Here is a 16,193-nt window from a genome sequence, read left to right on the forward strand (position 1 = left end):
TTATATAATTTTAGGATGATTAAAATAACAACTTAACGTTAAATCCGATAGAACGAGTTGTTGGATAAGCACCAGATTGGTATCCTTGAATGTTACCTGAAGATAAGTTTTCTTCTGGATCCGCATAAGGAACAAATTTCTGAATGATCCAAAGGTTTCTACCGAATAACGATAAATCAACTCCTTTAACACCACCTAATTTACGAACGATTGAGCTTGGCACCGAGTAAACGATGTTAGCCTCACGTAATTTAATGTAGCTCGCATCATAAACAAATGCTGCAGCTGGATTGTAAGCGTAACCATAAGTTCCGTATTCGTTTTCTACACGGATATCATTTTTCGAACCATCAGCTTTAACACCTGGCATAATCACACCACCACCATCTGCGATTGAGTTACGAGAAGGATTTCCTTTATCGTTCAATCCAGCAGACTCAGCTAACACACCTGTTGCCGCTCCGTAGTATTGATCTAAAGAGAATACATTACCACCTTGTTTGATATCGATCAAGAAGTTGAACGTCAAGTTTTTGTAACGGAATGAGTTATTTACACCACCAATCCAATCAGGATTCACGTTACCAATGTTATTGGTTGTTGTTGTTGTGATGTCATAACGTCCATTCGTCTTAACCAATTTCTCGCCATTTAAGAATTTCCAAGTTTTTCCTTGGATGATACCGTATGGTTGACCAACAGTCGCATTGAAACTCACACCACCTTGGAAAGTAGCGATTTGCAAGTTTTGGCTACCGTTGTACAAGCTTAATACCAATGAATTGTTTTTCGTGAAGTTCACGTTAACATTCCAAGAGAAATCAGCTGTCTTGATTGGGTTAGCAAACAAGCTTAATTCAACACCTTTGTTCTCAATGTTACCCGCATTTACATACGTAGAAGAGAAACCTGTTGCTGTAGAAACAGATGCTGGCATGATTTGATCCAAGGTATTTGTTTGATAGTATGTCAAATCAAATCCTAAACGGTTTTGCATAAACGCCATTTCCAAACCGATCTCACGTGATTGTGTTTGCTCTGGTTTCAAGAATGGGTTGTTTTGCGTACTTGGAGCAGAGAACAAGATTGTTGAACCAAACGGAGCTGGTTGATCATATACGTTCTTGATTGCACCCCAAGGAGCATCATTACCTACTGTTGCGTAGTTAACACGTAATTTTCCTGAAGTTAACCAAGGTAAATCCTTGAAGTGCTCAGAGAAATTCCAGCTAGCAGCACCTGAATAATACAAGTATGCATTGTTAGCCACTGGCAATGTAGACGACTTGTCTTGACGGATAGTTCCATCTAAAGTCAAGAAGTTCTTGTAAGACAAAGTCAAACCACCAAATAAACCAAATACTTCACGTGGAGTATAAGATTCTGATGGAGCAGCAACTGTACCTTTTGAGTTAGCTACTGAATATAAACCTGGAACGATCAAACCACCGTTTGTCGAAGCAGAGATTGAACGAGAATACGATTTACGTAAGTTCAAACCAGCAAGCGCTTTTACGTTAATGTCTTTCGTTACGTTTTTATCGAAATTAGCTAATAAATCATAGTTAGTTTCGTTAAACGTACGATCATAACGGCTGTAACCAGCTGCTGCTTGAGAACCTACAGCAGTACGCTCCTCTTGGAATTCATTGTATGTATCCAAAGTTACACGACCCATCAAATTCAAGTAATCTGTAGCCTTGTAGTTCAACATTGCGTTTCCGAAAATACGAGAACGAGTATCGTTCTGGTAGTTTTGGTAACGAGTCCAATAGTAGTTATCTGTATAGATTGGTTTCAAACCTGCAGGAGTTGAAGGATCACCCCAGTTCCATGTAACGTTTTGGTTGTTACGGAAATAAGCAGTTTTTTGATCTTGAATATCAACGTTAGTTTGATACCATTGACGGAAGTTTTGGTTCACGTTCAATCCACTGTATCCAGAACCATAACGACCTAAACCATCTACTGTAGAGAAGTTAGCTGTTGCTGATGCTGTTAACTTGTTATTAATATTATACGAACCACCCAAGTTGATAATATTTTTAGAAACTAATGAGTTTGGCAAAGTACCACGCTCTTCGTTACGCGTAAATCCTAATTTGAAAGTACCTTTATCGTTAGCACCGTCTAATTGAATCGCTGTGTTGTTAGAAATAGCTGTTTCATAGAAAGAAACTGGCGTATTTTTAGCAGCTGCCCAAGGGCTAGTCTTCATGTAGTTTGGACCTGCTGGATCAAATGAATCCCAAGTATAAACTGGACGATTATCAAATTTCACACCATAAGAAGCATCTTCTGCCGTAGGAACAACGTAATCTTTTACGCCATCACCATTCGCATCAAAATACAAGAAACCATCTTTTTGGTATGGATCAGAATAACCCGCACCATATTGGTTTTGGTATGTTGGGAATGTAGTCTTATCAATCGTACCTACTGTTAAACCAGCATTGATTGACAATCCTAATCCTTTTTTCGCTTTCTTCGTTTGGATCATGATCACACCATTTGATGCACGTGAACCGTAAAGAGCAGTTGCAGCAGCACCTTTCAATACCGTCATTGACTCGATATCATCTGGGTTAATATCTGAAGCAGCATTACCGTAATCGTAACCACCACGACCAGTTACCTGGTTAGATGAGTTCTTGTTCGAGTTATCGATAGGTACACCATCCACAACGAATAACGCTTGGTTATTACCTGTTAATGATTTGTTACCACGAATAACCACGTTAGTAGAACCACCCACTGCATTACCTTGTGTAATTTGCAAACCTGCTACTTTACCAGAAAGTGCTTGGAATGCATTACCAGTACGCACACGAGTTAATTCATCTCCTTTTACTTGCTGAGCAGCATAAGGTAACGAGTTTTTCGTACGAGTCAAACCTAAGGCAGTTACCACAACTTCATTTAACTCAGATGCATCTGAAGCTAAAACTACGTTGATCGCCGACTGGCTTGCGACTGAAATCGTTTGTTGTTTGTATCCAACAAAAGAGTATACCAAAACGGCTCCATCTCCTACAGAGATTTTGTATGAACCATCGGCACCTGTTGTTGTACCACGAGAGGTACCTTTTAGGCTGACACTAACTCCGGGTAGAGCAGAACCATCCTCTGAAGAAGTAACCTTACCAGTTACTTGCCTTGTTTGAGCTAATAATGAACTGAAAACAGTCATTGTTAAAACCCAAATGAGTAAGAGTTTTTTCATGTTGATTAGTTTAATTAATGAAAAAATAAAACATTTAGTCCGGCAAATTAGGAATTTTCCGTTAAAGCCCAAAGGAAATTCCAAAAAAATAGGGGTTCCCTATTCGGAAACCCCTATAAATCAGCTTTAGACAGAATCTTATTTTGGATTCTTTAAAGGCGCACTGCCTGCTCCTGCTGGATTGTTTGCCAATTCATTGTCTGGTACATCCCAATAATCTAAGTAGCTATACTTGATTGTTGCGTTTTTCGAGATCGAAGATCCGTCTTTCGAAATAACAACAGCTCCTGTACGACCATTTTCCAATACACCCCAACGGCGTGCATCGTAGAATGATAAACCACGGAAAGCTAACGCCACACGACGCTCTTTACGTAATTCTTCTTTTACCGTTGCAGCGTCTGTCGACGTGATTGCCGCGATACCAGCTCCTTGATAAGCACGAACTGCATTGATGCTTGCAGCTGCACCAGCTACATCACCTGTCCACAATTTCGCTTCCGCTTTCATCAATTCGTTTTCTTCGTAGCTACTAGCTAAATAAAGCACACCTGCTCCTGCTGTACGGTTTGAATAAACCATCACACCTGCTAAGCCTGCTCCTTTATCTACAATCGCCCAACGTGTATTGAATGCATTACCACGGTCAGCATTACCAATCCAGATTGGATATTGCTTGAAGTTATTCGCTAAACGTTGGTCACCTGCATTAAAATCTTGAATCAAACGTTCCGAGATTTTGTACGTGTTACCTGATGCGTTCGAACCTACAGCACGTGCTGCCACGTTGTAGTTGGATGGCGAGAAAATATCGCCATTCGCATTTGTTGTTCCAGCAAATACCGGATCAGATGCACCTACACCCGCGTTCGCTAAAGTCAAAATTTGACCCCATTGCGCAGCTGTCATCGTAGCCGTCGTGTTATTTACCAAAATATTACGTGCCTTCAATGTGTTAATGTTTTTAACCCATTGTGCTCCTGAAGGAACAGCACCTTTGTCATTTTGGAAGAAATCAGGAATCAAACCTGTTAATACCGATTGAAAATCCGCATTTGAACCCGAAGCCGTTGCCGCAGCAGCTGCCTTATCAAAGTTTGAATTCGCTTCATCAATGATCTTTTCTTTCGAAACATACGTATTGTTTGTTACAGACGCAGTGTTAACGATCAAACCAGCATAGTACAATGAACCAATACGTGAATAAGCAATTCCTTTCCAGAAATACGCCCAAGCTTTGATCGCATTTTTCTTTGCCGCTGCATCTCCTGTGAAAGTAGTCTTATCTACCGCCTCAAGAATCGTATTACAAGCATTGTTCAATTGATACATCATTGCCCACTCATGAAAACCAGGATTTTGTCCTTGTTGAGCATTTGAGTTTACAGAACGCAACAATACTTTTTGTTGAGCAGGGTTATTAGGATTTGGAACTTGTGCTCCATTGTCTAAGATAACCATGTCAGGTGCCGACAAGTTATTCATGTAGGTATTGGCTGCCTCAGCAGTAACAATATCTCCCATTAATTCATGAATACCCACAACACCGTTGTAGAATGCTCCTACAACACCATCATAATACTTATTACCAGCAGAAGTAAATCCGTTTTTATAAACAGACCCTTGCGCTAACGCCACAATACCTGCTTCTGAAGAAGCCGTAGCTGGGGTTGGTTGGTTTGGATTTTGAATATCCAATTGATCCTTACACGACATCACCGTTCCACCTAAAAGCAGAAAGGAAAGCGCGGTTATTTTTATATTTTTCATGTTCTTCAAATTTAAATAATACCTTTTTCTATTCTGAAATTAGAAACCAATGTTCAACTGTACTTGGTATGAACGTAAGTTTGGCATTGTGTTGTGATCCACACCACGATCCCAAGCCGAGTTACTACCACCAGAAGAAATTTCAGGATCCATACCTGTGTAGTTTGTCAATGTGTACAAATTACGTCCAGAAGCTACTAATTGTAACTTACGGAATCCTTTAACACCTAAAGCTTTTACTAAATCCACACCGATAGAAAGGTTACGCAAACGAGCAAATGAAGCATCTTCGTAGAAGTAGTTCTTCGTACCGTTACGAGATACCTCAGCATATACTCCACGGTAGAATGCAGACCATGCACCCGTTTGTCCGTTGATTGTAATTGGCTCTTGGTAATCAGAGTGAATACCATCACGGTACATCCATTCTTTTGTTTGGTTGTACAAATGAGCTCCTTGAACTAAATCAACTTGTAAGTTGAATGTTACAATTCCTTTGTATGACAACTCATTGATAAACGATGCATTGAATGCAGGGTTTGGATCTCCAAAGCTGAACATTTTCGTAGAGAAATATGGCGCCTTGGTTGATTTGTTAACCACCCAGCCATTACTTGCTACCTCATAAGCTGAGCGCTTATCAGCTGCAATTGCATCTGTTCCATCTGGCAATTTAGCATCTAAGCTATGAACTCCCATGAAACCATACAATTGACCGATTTTCTCACCTGCACGTAAAACATAACCAGATGAACCTGCAGCAGATAATACAACAACCTCTGCATTACCACGAACCGCTGTAATTTCAGAAGTTTGCTTACCAAAGTTTGTTGTAAAATTCCAAGTCCAATCCGCATCCTTGTAGATTTGTGCATTTAAGCTCGCTTGGATACCTGAAGATGCTAATGAAAATGCATTATCTTTTACTGTACCGATACCTGTAGAAGGTGCTGCATCTACGTTAAAGATCGCATTATCAGTAGAACGCTTCCAGTAAGATCCAGAGAAATTCAATGAATTCAACCAAGCAGAAGACTTACCTAAATTCAAACCGATATCTGTACCAATCTCTAATTCTTTCGAAATCTCAACGTTCAAATTAGGGTTTGATTGAGTTAATGGGAAATAGAAAGCATTACCTGAACCAATAACACCCGTGTTCAACGTGATGTAACGGTCAAACGCATTGGGCTGAATACCTGCCTCACCATAAGCTGCACGAATTTTGAAATCTTCTAATGTAGTTGAGATTTTAGAATTCTTGAAGAAGCCTAATTCAGAGATACGTAAGTAAGCATCTCCACGAGGGAATGTTTGTGGCGTAGATGCCGCACCAAACGCAGATGAGAAGTCAGTACGGAAACCACCTGAAATACCTCCCAATGTTCCATAATCGAAACGTTGTGTCGCTAAGTAACCATACGTAATGAATGGCTCACGGTAATCACGCGCTACATACGTTGCAGCTGCTTGCGAAGTATTGAATGGTGTGTAGTTTGGCAAACCGATACCATAAGATACATACTCCTTGTTTTCACGGTTACGGTAGTCAAATGCTACTTGAGTCGTCGTGCGCAATGGAATGTTCAAACCAAAATCATTCTCTAAGTCTGTCTTGATGTAAGCAGAAGCCAAGAAGTTTTGGAAAGATTTCGTGTATTCATATTTATTTAACTCACCTGTTGCATCATTTCCATTCCAATTATAGATCCAATATTGTTGGTCCATAATGTTCTTATTACCTGTTTGATTCAAGTAAGTATAAACACGATTATCTGTTTGGTAGTTGATTCCATATTTCGCATCCAATGTCAAGAACTTGTTTACTTCATAATTCAAGTTCAAGCTTTGATTGATATCAATACGCTTCGAATCTGTCGTAGAATAATTGTTAACCGCATTAGGGTTATAACCGTTCACACCTACTGCATCACCAAAATACGCTGGATAATTTCCATCAGCATCTTTGAAATCGTAGTTTGCAAATGGACGCGAGTTGAATACCGAATAAATGATTGAACGACCCGTTCCATCATTGATTGTATTCTTCGTATATACTAATTGAGTAATTGAACGCAATTTCAAACCTTTCGCTAACTCAAAACCTAAGTTGGCCGTCAAGTTCGTACGATTCAAACCACCCACATTTTTGAATGGACCTGCGTTATCTGCATTTGACAATGTCAAGCTATAATCACTTTTATCAGCACCACCTGAAATAGCCACTGAGTTTGTATAGTTCGTTGTAGGAACAAAGAACATATTGAAGTGATCATAATATTTCAAGTTCTTGTCATATGGCTTGTTGATCAAGACCGTAGGATCCGTACTTGCAAAAATTACGTTTTCTGAATAAGAACCATACGTAGGATCTAATGCCAAAGGATTTCCTGAACCACCAATAACCTCGTTATTAGCATTTGTCTTGAAACCGTGCATCGTTGCTTTATGTAAACCACCCACATTCAAAGGAGTAGAAGTAATGACCGACGAATTAATGTCAATGTTTACTTTACCTGCTTTACCTTTCTTCGAGAACAATTGGATAACCCCATTTGCTCCTTGTGCACCGTAAATCGTTGCAGCCGCAGCTCCTTGGATAACCTCCACACGCTCAATGATGTTTAAGTCGATTGAACCAAAGTCAGTTGAACCTAATTCAACTCCATCCAATAAGATCATCGGCGAAGTTCCACGGTTAATCGTGTTAATACCACGCAAAACGATGTTTACCGGTTGGCCTGGCATACCGTTCGTCGCAGAAATCTGCGCACCGGCGATTTTACCTACCAAAGCTTGGTCAATCGAAGCCGACGGAACCGATGGTAAACTTTTCGCTGTAATTGCCTGTACATCAATCGCCGTCGAACGCTTGTCGATCGCCGTACCTGTACCTGTTACAACTACCTCAGATAATTGGCGTGCATCTGTCGTCAACTTCACGTTGATAACCGATTGACTTCCTACCTGAATACTTTGAGCATTTAATCCTACAAAAGAGAAAACTAATGTAGAACCATTGGGAACTGCAACGGTATATTCTCCGTCTACGTTGGTTTGTGTTCCTCTTCCAGTTCCTTTGATCGAAACTGTTACACCGGGTAAACCTGAGCCGTCCTCAGCCGAGGTCACCTTTCCTGTTACCTTTCTATCCTGCGCTACTAAACTCGTAAGCGAGAAGAAAGCCAACAAAAAAGTCATGAGTAAATTTTTTTTTCATGTACTTGTTTAGTTAGGGTTGAAAAATTTGTTGATAAATAATCAATCTGATTGAAAATTAGAGAAATATTAATAAACTGTCAAATTTTAACCAAATTATTAATGGCAAAATTGACTAATCTCAGAATATTCAAAGGAAAATAGCCCAAAATGCACCCCATTTGATCTATCCTACAAAAAATAGTTTCACTATTCGCAGAAAACAAAAAGAATGCATTTGGGAATAAATTAAATTATTCCAAGAAATCAGAGAATTTGATTTAAAACAAGAACCCCTAAGAGTCCCGTGATCGAAACGATTGTCTCCATCAAAGACCAAGATCGTATGGTTTCTTTGACAGATAAATTAAAATATTCTTTAAACATCCAAAAGCCGGTATCATTCACATGCGAGAACATCAAACTTCCTGCGCCAATACTCAATACCATTAAGTTGGGATTCACACCACCCGCACTCACAATAGGCAAAATCATTCCCGCTGCCGTTAAGCCAGCAATCGTTGCAGAGCCAATACACACGCGAATGATGGCGGCCATCAACCAACCAAGCACTAGAGGAGGAATGGGTAAATTCCCTAAATGACCCGCAATTTCTTTACTTACACCTGATGCTAATAAAACCTCCTTAAATGTCCCCGCTCCAGCAATAATCAATAAAATCATCGCCACATCTTTCACCGCATCCCCATAAATAGACATGACTGATTCCATCGATTTCCCTAGTCGGAGCCCTAAGGTATACGTCGCAAAACAAATTGCAATCAGCATCACCATGGCTGGATCCGCGATTAAATGTAAAATCGGAGACGCTGGCGAATCCTTTCCTAATTGTATATCCAAGGCTGTTGTACATACTAAAAGGAATACGGGCAACAAAGCAGTTAAAAAACTAGATGTCATACTCGGCAATTCATCCGCTGGAATTTCTTGCGTCACAAAAGATTTTGAGGCCTTTGGCTGAATATGACCTAAGGTTTTCGCGAAAAGTGGCCCTGCTAAAATAATCGCAGGAATCGACACCAATATACCATAACTCAAAGTCAAGCCCATATTGGCACCAAATTGTGCCACCAATGCCGCTGGAGATGGATGTGGAGGCAAATACCCATGCGCTACCGATAATGAAGCCATCATAGGAACGCCCGCCATTAAGGGATTTAATTTGTAGCGTTGAACAAGAGCAAATATCAATGGAATCATTAATACGAATCCTACATTATAGAATAGGGGAATTCCAATCACGAAACCGGTGACCATGAGGCCCCAACTAATATGCTTCTCCCCAAAAAATTTAATTAAGGAACCGGAAATTTGCTGGGCCGCACCACTCGATGCCACTAATTTTCCAAGCATCGCTCCCAACACGATGATGGTCACCAAGGAACCTAGGGTATCTCCTAAACCTTTTTGAATCGATTTGGCTAAATCTGGCAAGGGCAAACCTAGCAGTATCCCGCTGAAAATACTGACCAATAAAAAAGCGATAAATGAATTTACCTTTAAATAGGTAATCAAAAAGACCAAGAGTCCTATGGACAGTATTACAAATGCAATCGACATCTTATTAAATAGGTTTTGCACCAAAGTACAAATAATTCCTAGATAACAAAAAAAAGAAACCCCAGGTTAAAACCTGGGGCTAAAAAATAACCCCAGACTTCAGTCTGGGGAATAAATATGTTAAAAATCCCCGTAGGTCTCTTCCAAATATTGTTGCATCACCATGATATCCTCTTTCGAAGTCAAATCAGGCACATTCTCCGCCAAAGGTATCGCGTAAAAACCACGCCCCTCACCTTCGCCAAACATCACAACCGAAGTAGGCAACTCCTTCTCATTACGAACAGGGTGAAATGGCGTCTTCGCTAAATAAGGCAAGAAAGTCGATGCCTCAAACACAAAGACATTCATACTTACTCCTAAACGACCAATCTTAGCCATCAATTCTGCCGCCTGCTCCGCCGTTGGCTTTTCAATGATCTCCAATAAATAACCCGCCTCATCCGTACGTATCAAAGCAAATGCTGAAATACGTTCTGCTGGATACAATAAACTATCTCGATGATACGAAATTAATGCATTGGGTTCAGGAGAATTCCACAATGTTTTTAATGCATTCACGCTATATAAATTATCCGAGTTACATACAATAACGCGTCCTTTTTGCCAGTCGGCATGTTGCATCAAAGCTTGATATACCGCATCCGCTGTACCCGCTGGTTTCTCGCGATCTGCTGCGATTTGTTGGCGCGCAAATACAATCTTCATACCCCAACAAGCATCTTTGGCCATTAATTCCTCACAATATTCTTGCGAAACGGTATCTGTAGGATGCAACAAAAGCATCACTTCCTCAATCCCAGCCAAATGCGCATTGTATAATTGATAATCAATTAAAGTTTTTCCATTTTTCCCTACTTGAATCATTCCCTTCGTCACCGAATTCGCCTGTGCTACCAAAGTAGGATCTAGATCACTCGCTCCTTCAGCCATCGCTTTCTTCATCCGCGATGCCATTCCGCCCGCCAAAATCAATAATCTCTTTTTCATATCTTAATAAAATAAACTTGCTTTTTCTTGTTGGGTCCCCACATCCACTCGGATAATATATGCTTTCCCTCCTTCTTTTTCAATAGCCTTCACGACTGCCTCCGGATTTATTGGCGCATAAGCAAACATACACCCTCCACCCCCAGAACCATTAATTTTAGCTCCTAAAGCACCAGCAGCTAAAGCCGCCGTGATCATGCGATCGATTTTAGGTGTAGAAATTTGCTTATGTTCACGCAGATTTTCCTGATGTTCATTTAACAATTTCCCTAAGCGAACATCATCCCATGCTTCTTCTCCTTCAAACATTTTCTTCGCTGCCAAAAGTATATCCCGATCCGATATATTAGCGGTTAACAATATCCATTCATCTTCGCTTAATTGACTACGATATTGCTCACAAAAAGCTACATTTGTTGTTGCTAAATCAAATGAGGGATCAATCGCCTTAATCTTTTGAATTCCTCCCAAGGTCCCGAATTTAACTCGCGATAAAATCCCCAAAGTATCTTTGGGTTCTCCTGAATCTCCTAAGACAAATGTTCCCAAAGCTTGTTGGTAAGTCGTAATCGATATTTCTGGATGGCTCGCTAAATAAATCACATTCCCCACTGCCGTTGAATATTGATCCATCATACCGCCTGGCTCCGTAAATTCCAGAACCTCCGCTTCGTAAGTAATCTCCCCTACCTCTTTTTGCGAATAACCTAATTGGTACATTTCATTCAACAATTCTACCCATGATACGAGTAATGCCGATGAACTTGAAGTACCTGAATTGATGGGGATATTTCCGCGAACCTCTATCTCCAAACCCTTATCAAACACATGCCCTTTCCGTGCAAGCACATTCAAGACACTTTTGAAATAATCACGCTCTTTGGTATATACAAGCGGAAAATCCAGGCTAAATGTTTCTGATTTTTGAATATCAGGCAATTCAAAATGAACCATCCGATCTGGTCGGAAAGCACCCTTCAATTGAATACGTTTTGATATCGCAGCCGCAATGACAGGCAAACCCAAATAATCTTGATGTTCACCAAACAAGCAAATCCGACCCGGAGTAGATACAATCATAATTTTTTGTTCGTAAACAAAAGTACAAAATTGAATTTAAAAAAATAGTTTACCTTTGAACGTCATAAGCTAAACCCATGATCAAAAAACGCTTCCCCGCCGTTGATTATTTCCGAGGTTTCATTCTCGTTCTCCTTGCCGCCGAAAGTTCAGGCGTGTACAGTAAATTGGAAGATTTATTCCCCCATTCCTTCGTAATCCAACAATTTTTTCATGCTACTTGGGAAGGATTACATTTCTTGGATTTATTCCAACCTGGCTTCATGATGATAGCAGGTTCAGCCTTGTATTTTTCTACCTACAAACGCATGGATGAAGGGGCATCATATGCAGAATTATGGCCCAAAGTACTGAAACGATCATTTCTATTACTTTTCTTCGGGATTGTTTTGATTTGTGTTCACCGGGGCGAAATGGTTTTTGAACTATGGAATGTGTTGTGCCAACTCGCCTTCACGACGATTATCACTTTTGCATTATTGCGATTTTCCATCCCATTACAACTTGCGGCGTCTTTGTTTTTATTGTTATTATCACATTCATTATACGTCTTTACCGACATCCCCGGTTACGATCAGGCATACACACCCGACAAAAATTTTGGCTCCTATATCGACATGATTTTAATGGGTAAATTGAGCCAAGGGCATTGGATAGCCATGAATGCTATTCCTACAGCAGCACATACGATCTGGGGAGCGTTAATCGGCCGATTGATACATCGCACTTCGCCACCCAAAACAGTATTAAGAACATTAATTGGCCTAGGTTTATTAGGCATATTAGTAGGTTATGGTCTCGATTTAGCTGGTTTACCTATTATTAAACGCACGGCAACACTTTCCTTTACGGTGGCTTCCGCAGGTTGGGTTACACTCATGATGGCTTTATTTTATGCCAATTGGATCAACGAAAAACCACGTTTCCAATTACCAAACTATTTGAATTCGATGGGAAATAACTCGATATTCATTTACCTCTTTTTTGAAACCTTAGTTCCGCAATGGCTGACGAAAACGACCTATGTATTTGTAGGATTTATTGCACAAATCAGCCATATCCCGTCGGATTGGGCTCAGGTTATTAATGCGTTTGTAGCATTAGCCATTGTAATCAAATTGGCAAGCTTTCTGGATAGCAAGAAGATTTATTGGAAATTGTAGATTGGACGTTGGACTTTAGACGTTGGACGTCGGAGAATAATGTAGAGACGCGACACCTCGCGTCTTCCCTTACACTAAAATCTGCGACAAAAATCATAACCTCAGGTTTTAACCTGGGGAATCCATTGGCTGAAGCCTATGGCTATAAAACCAATCCTCATCAAATATTAATAACCCCAGGTTTTAACCTGGGGAAATAAAAAAGACGCGAAGTATCGCGTCTCTACTGATTTATCAACTTAAATTTATACGCCCACGTCTGCGCAATGTTCCACGCTTTCGTTTTGGCCTCCTCGGTTTTAGGACCCGCAAAATGTGCATCTAAAGTAGCGGAAAACAATTCGAACCAACGGTCAAAATGTGCCATTGTTAAAGGTTCTTTTTGGTTTACTTCCATGTGAGGACGCATCGGTGCACCTTTGTAATTTGTCCCATCGAGCAACAGCATTTCCCAAAAATCATACATTTTAGGCAAATGATGCGACCAATCTACTTGCATCAAATCAAGGAAAATATGCCCCACCAGATCATCCGATTTCATGCCGCCGTAAAAAGCATCCACAAAAACCTTGATGTCATCCCGAGAGGCTATATCATGCATTATTTGCGTGTTTTAACTTTGGCTAATAAATATTGTCCCACTTTTGAGCCTTGTTTCGCACCTTCATCTAATGCAGGACGGAAGTGAATTCCCCCATATAAGCGACTGATAGATGCCTCATCTGCAGCCTGAATAAATGATGTGAATTTACGTGGTGGCAAACCATATGGAACCTCCGTTGAATCATTAAATGCAACATTATCACCATACACTTTAGTCAATACTTCTGCTGCCGCACGCGAAATCGTACTATGACCAGAGGTATATTCAGGGAATGGAGGCGTCTGTAAAACCGGAATCCAAGATTTATCAATCGAAGCATTAATAATCGTTTCTGGACGGATACGAATCGAACGATATTTTTCATCCCAACAAGAAATAAAGCCATCGAAAATGGCAATCGACGTTAAAGCTAAAGCCTCGGCGGTTTCCGTATATCCTTTCTTGTATTGACGCGAAATTTGCGCAACAATGCCCAACCAGTGACCACCTGGCGACATTTTTTTCGTCGCAAACATCGCATGTCCAGTGATATTCATTTTAAAAGGATTACAATCCCAGAAATTCGCAATATCACGTTGTTCATTTGTCAAATTCTTCACAGTCAAATAGGAATCCATTACTTCCTTGTAATATGGACTCCCTTTCGTTAAATCAAACTTCGAAGGCACTGGAGCACGAAATTGGCTGGCTGTGTCCAACATCGCAGGGCGAACTTTGTTCCAATAGGGCTCCACTGCATCCATATACGCTGGAGGAGTTGGTGTCCATGTTCCTGGCAAATTTGTTACCGTAAAACGGAAACCACGCGTTTGCTTATAATGATCTTTCGCGGCCCATCTCATCACCGAAGCTGCAATGGAATCCCCCAAAGCAACGGAACGTTCATACACATCATCCGGCATACCTGTCTTGCGAAAATCTTCCTCGATTTGCTTATCAAACTCCACGTATAATTCTTGTGCGAAAGTCAATTTCTTGCCTACCGATAAAAATGCACGCGTAGATGCTAAAGGGAAACAATATTCTAAGCCAGGCTCTGGTTTCGCTACTGATTCGAATCCATTTAATTGACCAACCAATGATTTAAATTTAGGATCCCCCAAAATCGCAGCCTCATACCCCGCCACACTTGAGTACATATAAATACGAGATGAAACCGGAGGTGCAAAAATATCATGAATGATACTTTCGGTTAACATGTTCTCCGCACGCTCTAAAAAACGTGGATTGGCAGCTTCTTTTTGATAGTCTGGGTTAGTTTTTTTACACGATGCAGCTACAAAAACAAGTGCCAGAAGGACGAATAGTTTCTTCATAAGGGTCAATTTACGGGACAAATATACGTGAATTATCCCAAAAAATCCCTGATGAAAATCAGTTAAATAAGGCTTTGAACGGCTGCCTTTTGACCGGATACTAAAGCTCCATGCAAAGACGGCATTTCACAATAATCGCCTGCTAATATAATTCCCTTCGCTTGAGCGGCATGTTTAAGTGCTTCAAATGAGTCCATCTTAACTAGTGATCGCGGAATTTCATAAGCTCGTAAAAAGGTATATCCTGTTACATCTTCATATTCAGCTAACAAGTTGAGTACCTCATCTTCATTCAATAATACATCCAAGCTTGTTACCTGCAATAACTCCTTCCCTTCGGGTGCGTAAGTGGGCGCAATTTGCGATAAGAAGCAATAATGCAGCAATTTTGAGTCACCCGGAATAAGATGCAATAGTTTATCTTTTTCCTTTCGCAATGGTACTGAAAAATAGAACGTTTTAGCACCTAAATGCACAGAATCAGGCAAGTCGACATGCAATAATCTTGAAGCTGCATGTGGATCAATTGCCAAAATCAATCGTTCAAATTCGATTTTTTCTCCGCTTTTTAATTCCACAAAATCATCGCCTAAGTGTACTACCTCGGTACCTAAACGAACAGAACCCCTTGGCAAAGAAGCCAACAGTTGGCTCACTAATTCTCCCATTCCTTTCGCAGGTAATGCAGCTTGCCCTTCCAAAAACTGTCGCATGTAAAAGAAAAACAAAGAGGCTGGCTGCTGTAAATGTTGATCTAGTAAAATACCTCGAAAAAAAGGTCGAATAAACTTGGATTGAAACGTATCAGAAAAACCCCAACGATCTAACATAGCTGCGGTGGTTTCACCTGAATCTACATGTTCGTTTGCCGACCATTGCAATTTGAACCACATGCGAATCAGTAGAAATACATCCTTGAACGAAATGAGATGCGGAACTAAATCCAACAGTTTCAAACCCGACCGCAAAGGATTCAAAAATGAAACCCATTGACCTCCATACCACAATTTTGAACCGGAATCGAATACATAAAGATTCAAGGCTGGCAAGTCAAATGATCGCTGAACACTCGGATAATTTGTCTGTAGCACTTGAAACCCGTGATCCAAAATATATCCATCCACATAATCTGAACGGACACGCCCTCCAGCATGATCAGCTTGTTCCAACAATACAAATGGCACCTTCATTTGATGCAAATGGGAGGCGGCCTGCAATCCAGCAATTCCAGCCCCGATAATAACAATTGGCTTCATATCTTGTTTAAT

The 16,193-nt window shown here is 40.5% G+C and carries 10 protein-coding genes; 1 reads left to right on the forward strand and 9 read right to left on the reverse strand.

Annotated features, from left to right (window positions below; genetic code table 11):
- Positions 1-19: 19 nt before the first annotated feature.
- The 6 genes from SKC38_RS03695 to SKC38_RS03720 all read right to left on the reverse strand — a co-directional run bounded on the left by SKC38_RS03695 (position 20) and on the right by SKC38_RS03720 (position 11,842).
- Positions 20-3,223 (reverse strand): SusC/RagA family TonB-linked outer membrane protein, encoded by a 3,204-nt coding sequence (locus SKC38_RS03695; protein ID WP_377975200.1) that lies wholly within the window; start codon positions 3,221-3,223, stop codon positions 20-22.
- Between the two features lie 138 nt (positions 3,224-3,361).
- On the reverse strand, positions 3,362-4,993 hold the full coding sequence (locus tag SKC38_RS03700; RefSeq protein ID WP_377975202.1) for a RagB/SusD family nutrient uptake outer membrane protein: 1,632 nt from the start codon (positions 4,991-4,993) through the stop codon (positions 3,362-3,364).
- A gap of 39 nt (positions 4,994-5,032) precedes the next feature.
- A complete protein-coding gene (locus tag SKC38_RS03705) occupies positions 5,033-8,194 on the reverse strand; it encodes a SusC/RagA family TonB-linked outer membrane protein (RefSeq protein ID WP_377975204.1) in 3,162 nt (1,053 codons plus the stop codon).
- A gap of 264 nt (positions 8,195-8,458) precedes the next feature.
- Positions 8,459-9,772 carry a gluconate:H+ symporter gene (locus SKC38_RS03710; RefSeq protein ID WP_377975206.1) on the reverse strand — a complete coding sequence of 438 codons (1,314 nt, stop codon included), beginning with the start codon at positions 9,770-9,772 and terminating at the stop codon, positions 8,459-8,461.
- A gap of 120 nt (positions 9,773-9,892) precedes the next feature.
- Positions 9,893-10,762 (reverse strand): sugar phosphate nucleotidyltransferase, encoded by an 870-nt coding sequence (locus SKC38_RS03715; RefSeq protein ID WP_377975208.1) that lies wholly within the window; start codon positions 10,760-10,762, stop codon positions 9,893-9,895.
- A 3-nt stretch (positions 10,763-10,765) separates the two neighbouring features.
- A complete protein-coding gene (locus tag SKC38_RS03720) occupies positions 10,766-11,842 on the reverse strand; it encodes a mevalonate kinase family protein (RefSeq protein WP_377975210.1) in 1,077 nt (358 codons plus the stop codon).
- Positions 11,843-11,919: 77 nt separating this feature from the next.
- Between SKC38_RS03720 and SKC38_RS03725 the strand changes: the two genes are divergently transcribed.
- Positions 11,920-13,005, forward strand: coding sequence for a DUF5009 domain-containing protein (locus tag SKC38_RS03725; RefSeq protein ID WP_377975211.1), 1,086 nt, complete (start codon positions 11,920-11,922; stop codon positions 13,003-13,005).
- Between the two features lie 223 nt (positions 13,006-13,228).
- Here the strand turns inward: SKC38_RS03725 and SKC38_RS03730 are convergent, their stop codons facing one another.
- The 3 genes from SKC38_RS03730 to SKC38_RS03740 all read right to left on the reverse strand — a co-directional run bounded on the left by SKC38_RS03730 (position 13,229) and on the right by SKC38_RS03740 (position 16,181).
- Positions 13,229-13,606: a group III truncated hemoglobin gene (locus SKC38_RS03730; protein WP_377975213.1), complete on the reverse strand. Its 378-nt coding sequence runs from the start codon at positions 13,604-13,606 to the stop codon at positions 13,229-13,231.
- Positions 13,606-14,925, reverse strand: coding sequence for a vanadium-dependent haloperoxidase (locus SKC38_RS03735; RefSeq protein ID WP_377975215.1), 1,320 nt, complete (start codon positions 14,923-14,925; stop codon positions 13,606-13,608). The genes SKC38_RS03730 and SKC38_RS03735 overlap by 1 nt, the downstream gene beginning before the upstream one ends.
- Positions 14,926-14,987: 62 nt before the next feature.
- On the reverse strand, positions 14,988-16,181 hold the full coding sequence (locus SKC38_RS03740; RefSeq protein ID WP_377975216.1) for a protoporphyrinogen/coproporphyrinogen oxidase: 1,194 nt from the start codon (positions 16,179-16,181) through the stop codon (positions 14,988-14,990).
- Positions 16,182-16,193: the final 12 nt, after the last annotated feature.

This window comes from Aquirufa echingensis, from assembly GCF_042714525.1.
Lineage (GTDB): Bacteria > Bacteroidota > Bacteroidia > Cytophagales > Spirosomataceae > Aquirufa > Aquirufa echingensis.

Excerpts from the sequence above, each read along its gene's own strand:
- SKC38_RS03695 (WP_377975200.1), bottom strand. The coding sequence starts at position 3,223 with ATGAAAAAACTCTTACTCATTTGGGTTTTAACAATGACTGTTTTCAGT.
- SKC38_RS03700 (WP_377975202.1), bottom strand. The coding sequence starts at position 4,993 with ATGAAAAATATAAAAATAACCGCGCTTTCCTTTCTGCTTTTAGGTGGA.
- SKC38_RS03705 (WP_377975204.1), bottom strand. The coding sequence starts at position 8,194 with ATGACTTTTTTGTTGGCTTTCTTCTCGCTTACGAGTTTAGTAGCGCAG.
- SKC38_RS03710 (WP_377975206.1), bottom strand. The coding sequence starts at position 9,772 with ATGTCGATTGCATTTGTAATACTGTCCATAGGACTCTTGGTCTTTTTG.
- SKC38_RS03715 (WP_377975208.1), bottom strand. The coding sequence starts at position 10,762 with ATGAAAAAGAGATTATTGATTTTGGCGGGCGGAATGGCATCGCGGATG.
- SKC38_RS03720 (WP_377975210.1), bottom strand. The coding sequence starts at position 11,842 with ATGATTGTATCTACTCCGGGTCGGATTTGCTTGTTTGGTGAACATCAA.
- SKC38_RS03725 (WP_377975211.1), top strand. The coding sequence starts at position 11,920 with ATGATCAAAAAACGCTTCCCCGCCGTTGATTATTTCCGAGGTTTCATT.
- SKC38_RS03730 (WP_377975213.1), bottom strand. The coding sequence starts at position 13,606 with ATGCATGATATAGCCTCTCGGGATGACATCAAGGTTTTTGTGGATGCT.
- SKC38_RS03735 (WP_377975215.1), bottom strand. The coding sequence starts at position 14,925 with ATGAAGAAACTATTCGTCCTTCTGGCACTTGTTTTTGTAGCTGCATCG.
- SKC38_RS03740 (WP_377975216.1), bottom strand. The coding sequence starts at position 16,181 with ATGAAGCCAATTGTTATTATCGGGGCTGGAATTGCTGGATTGCAGGCC.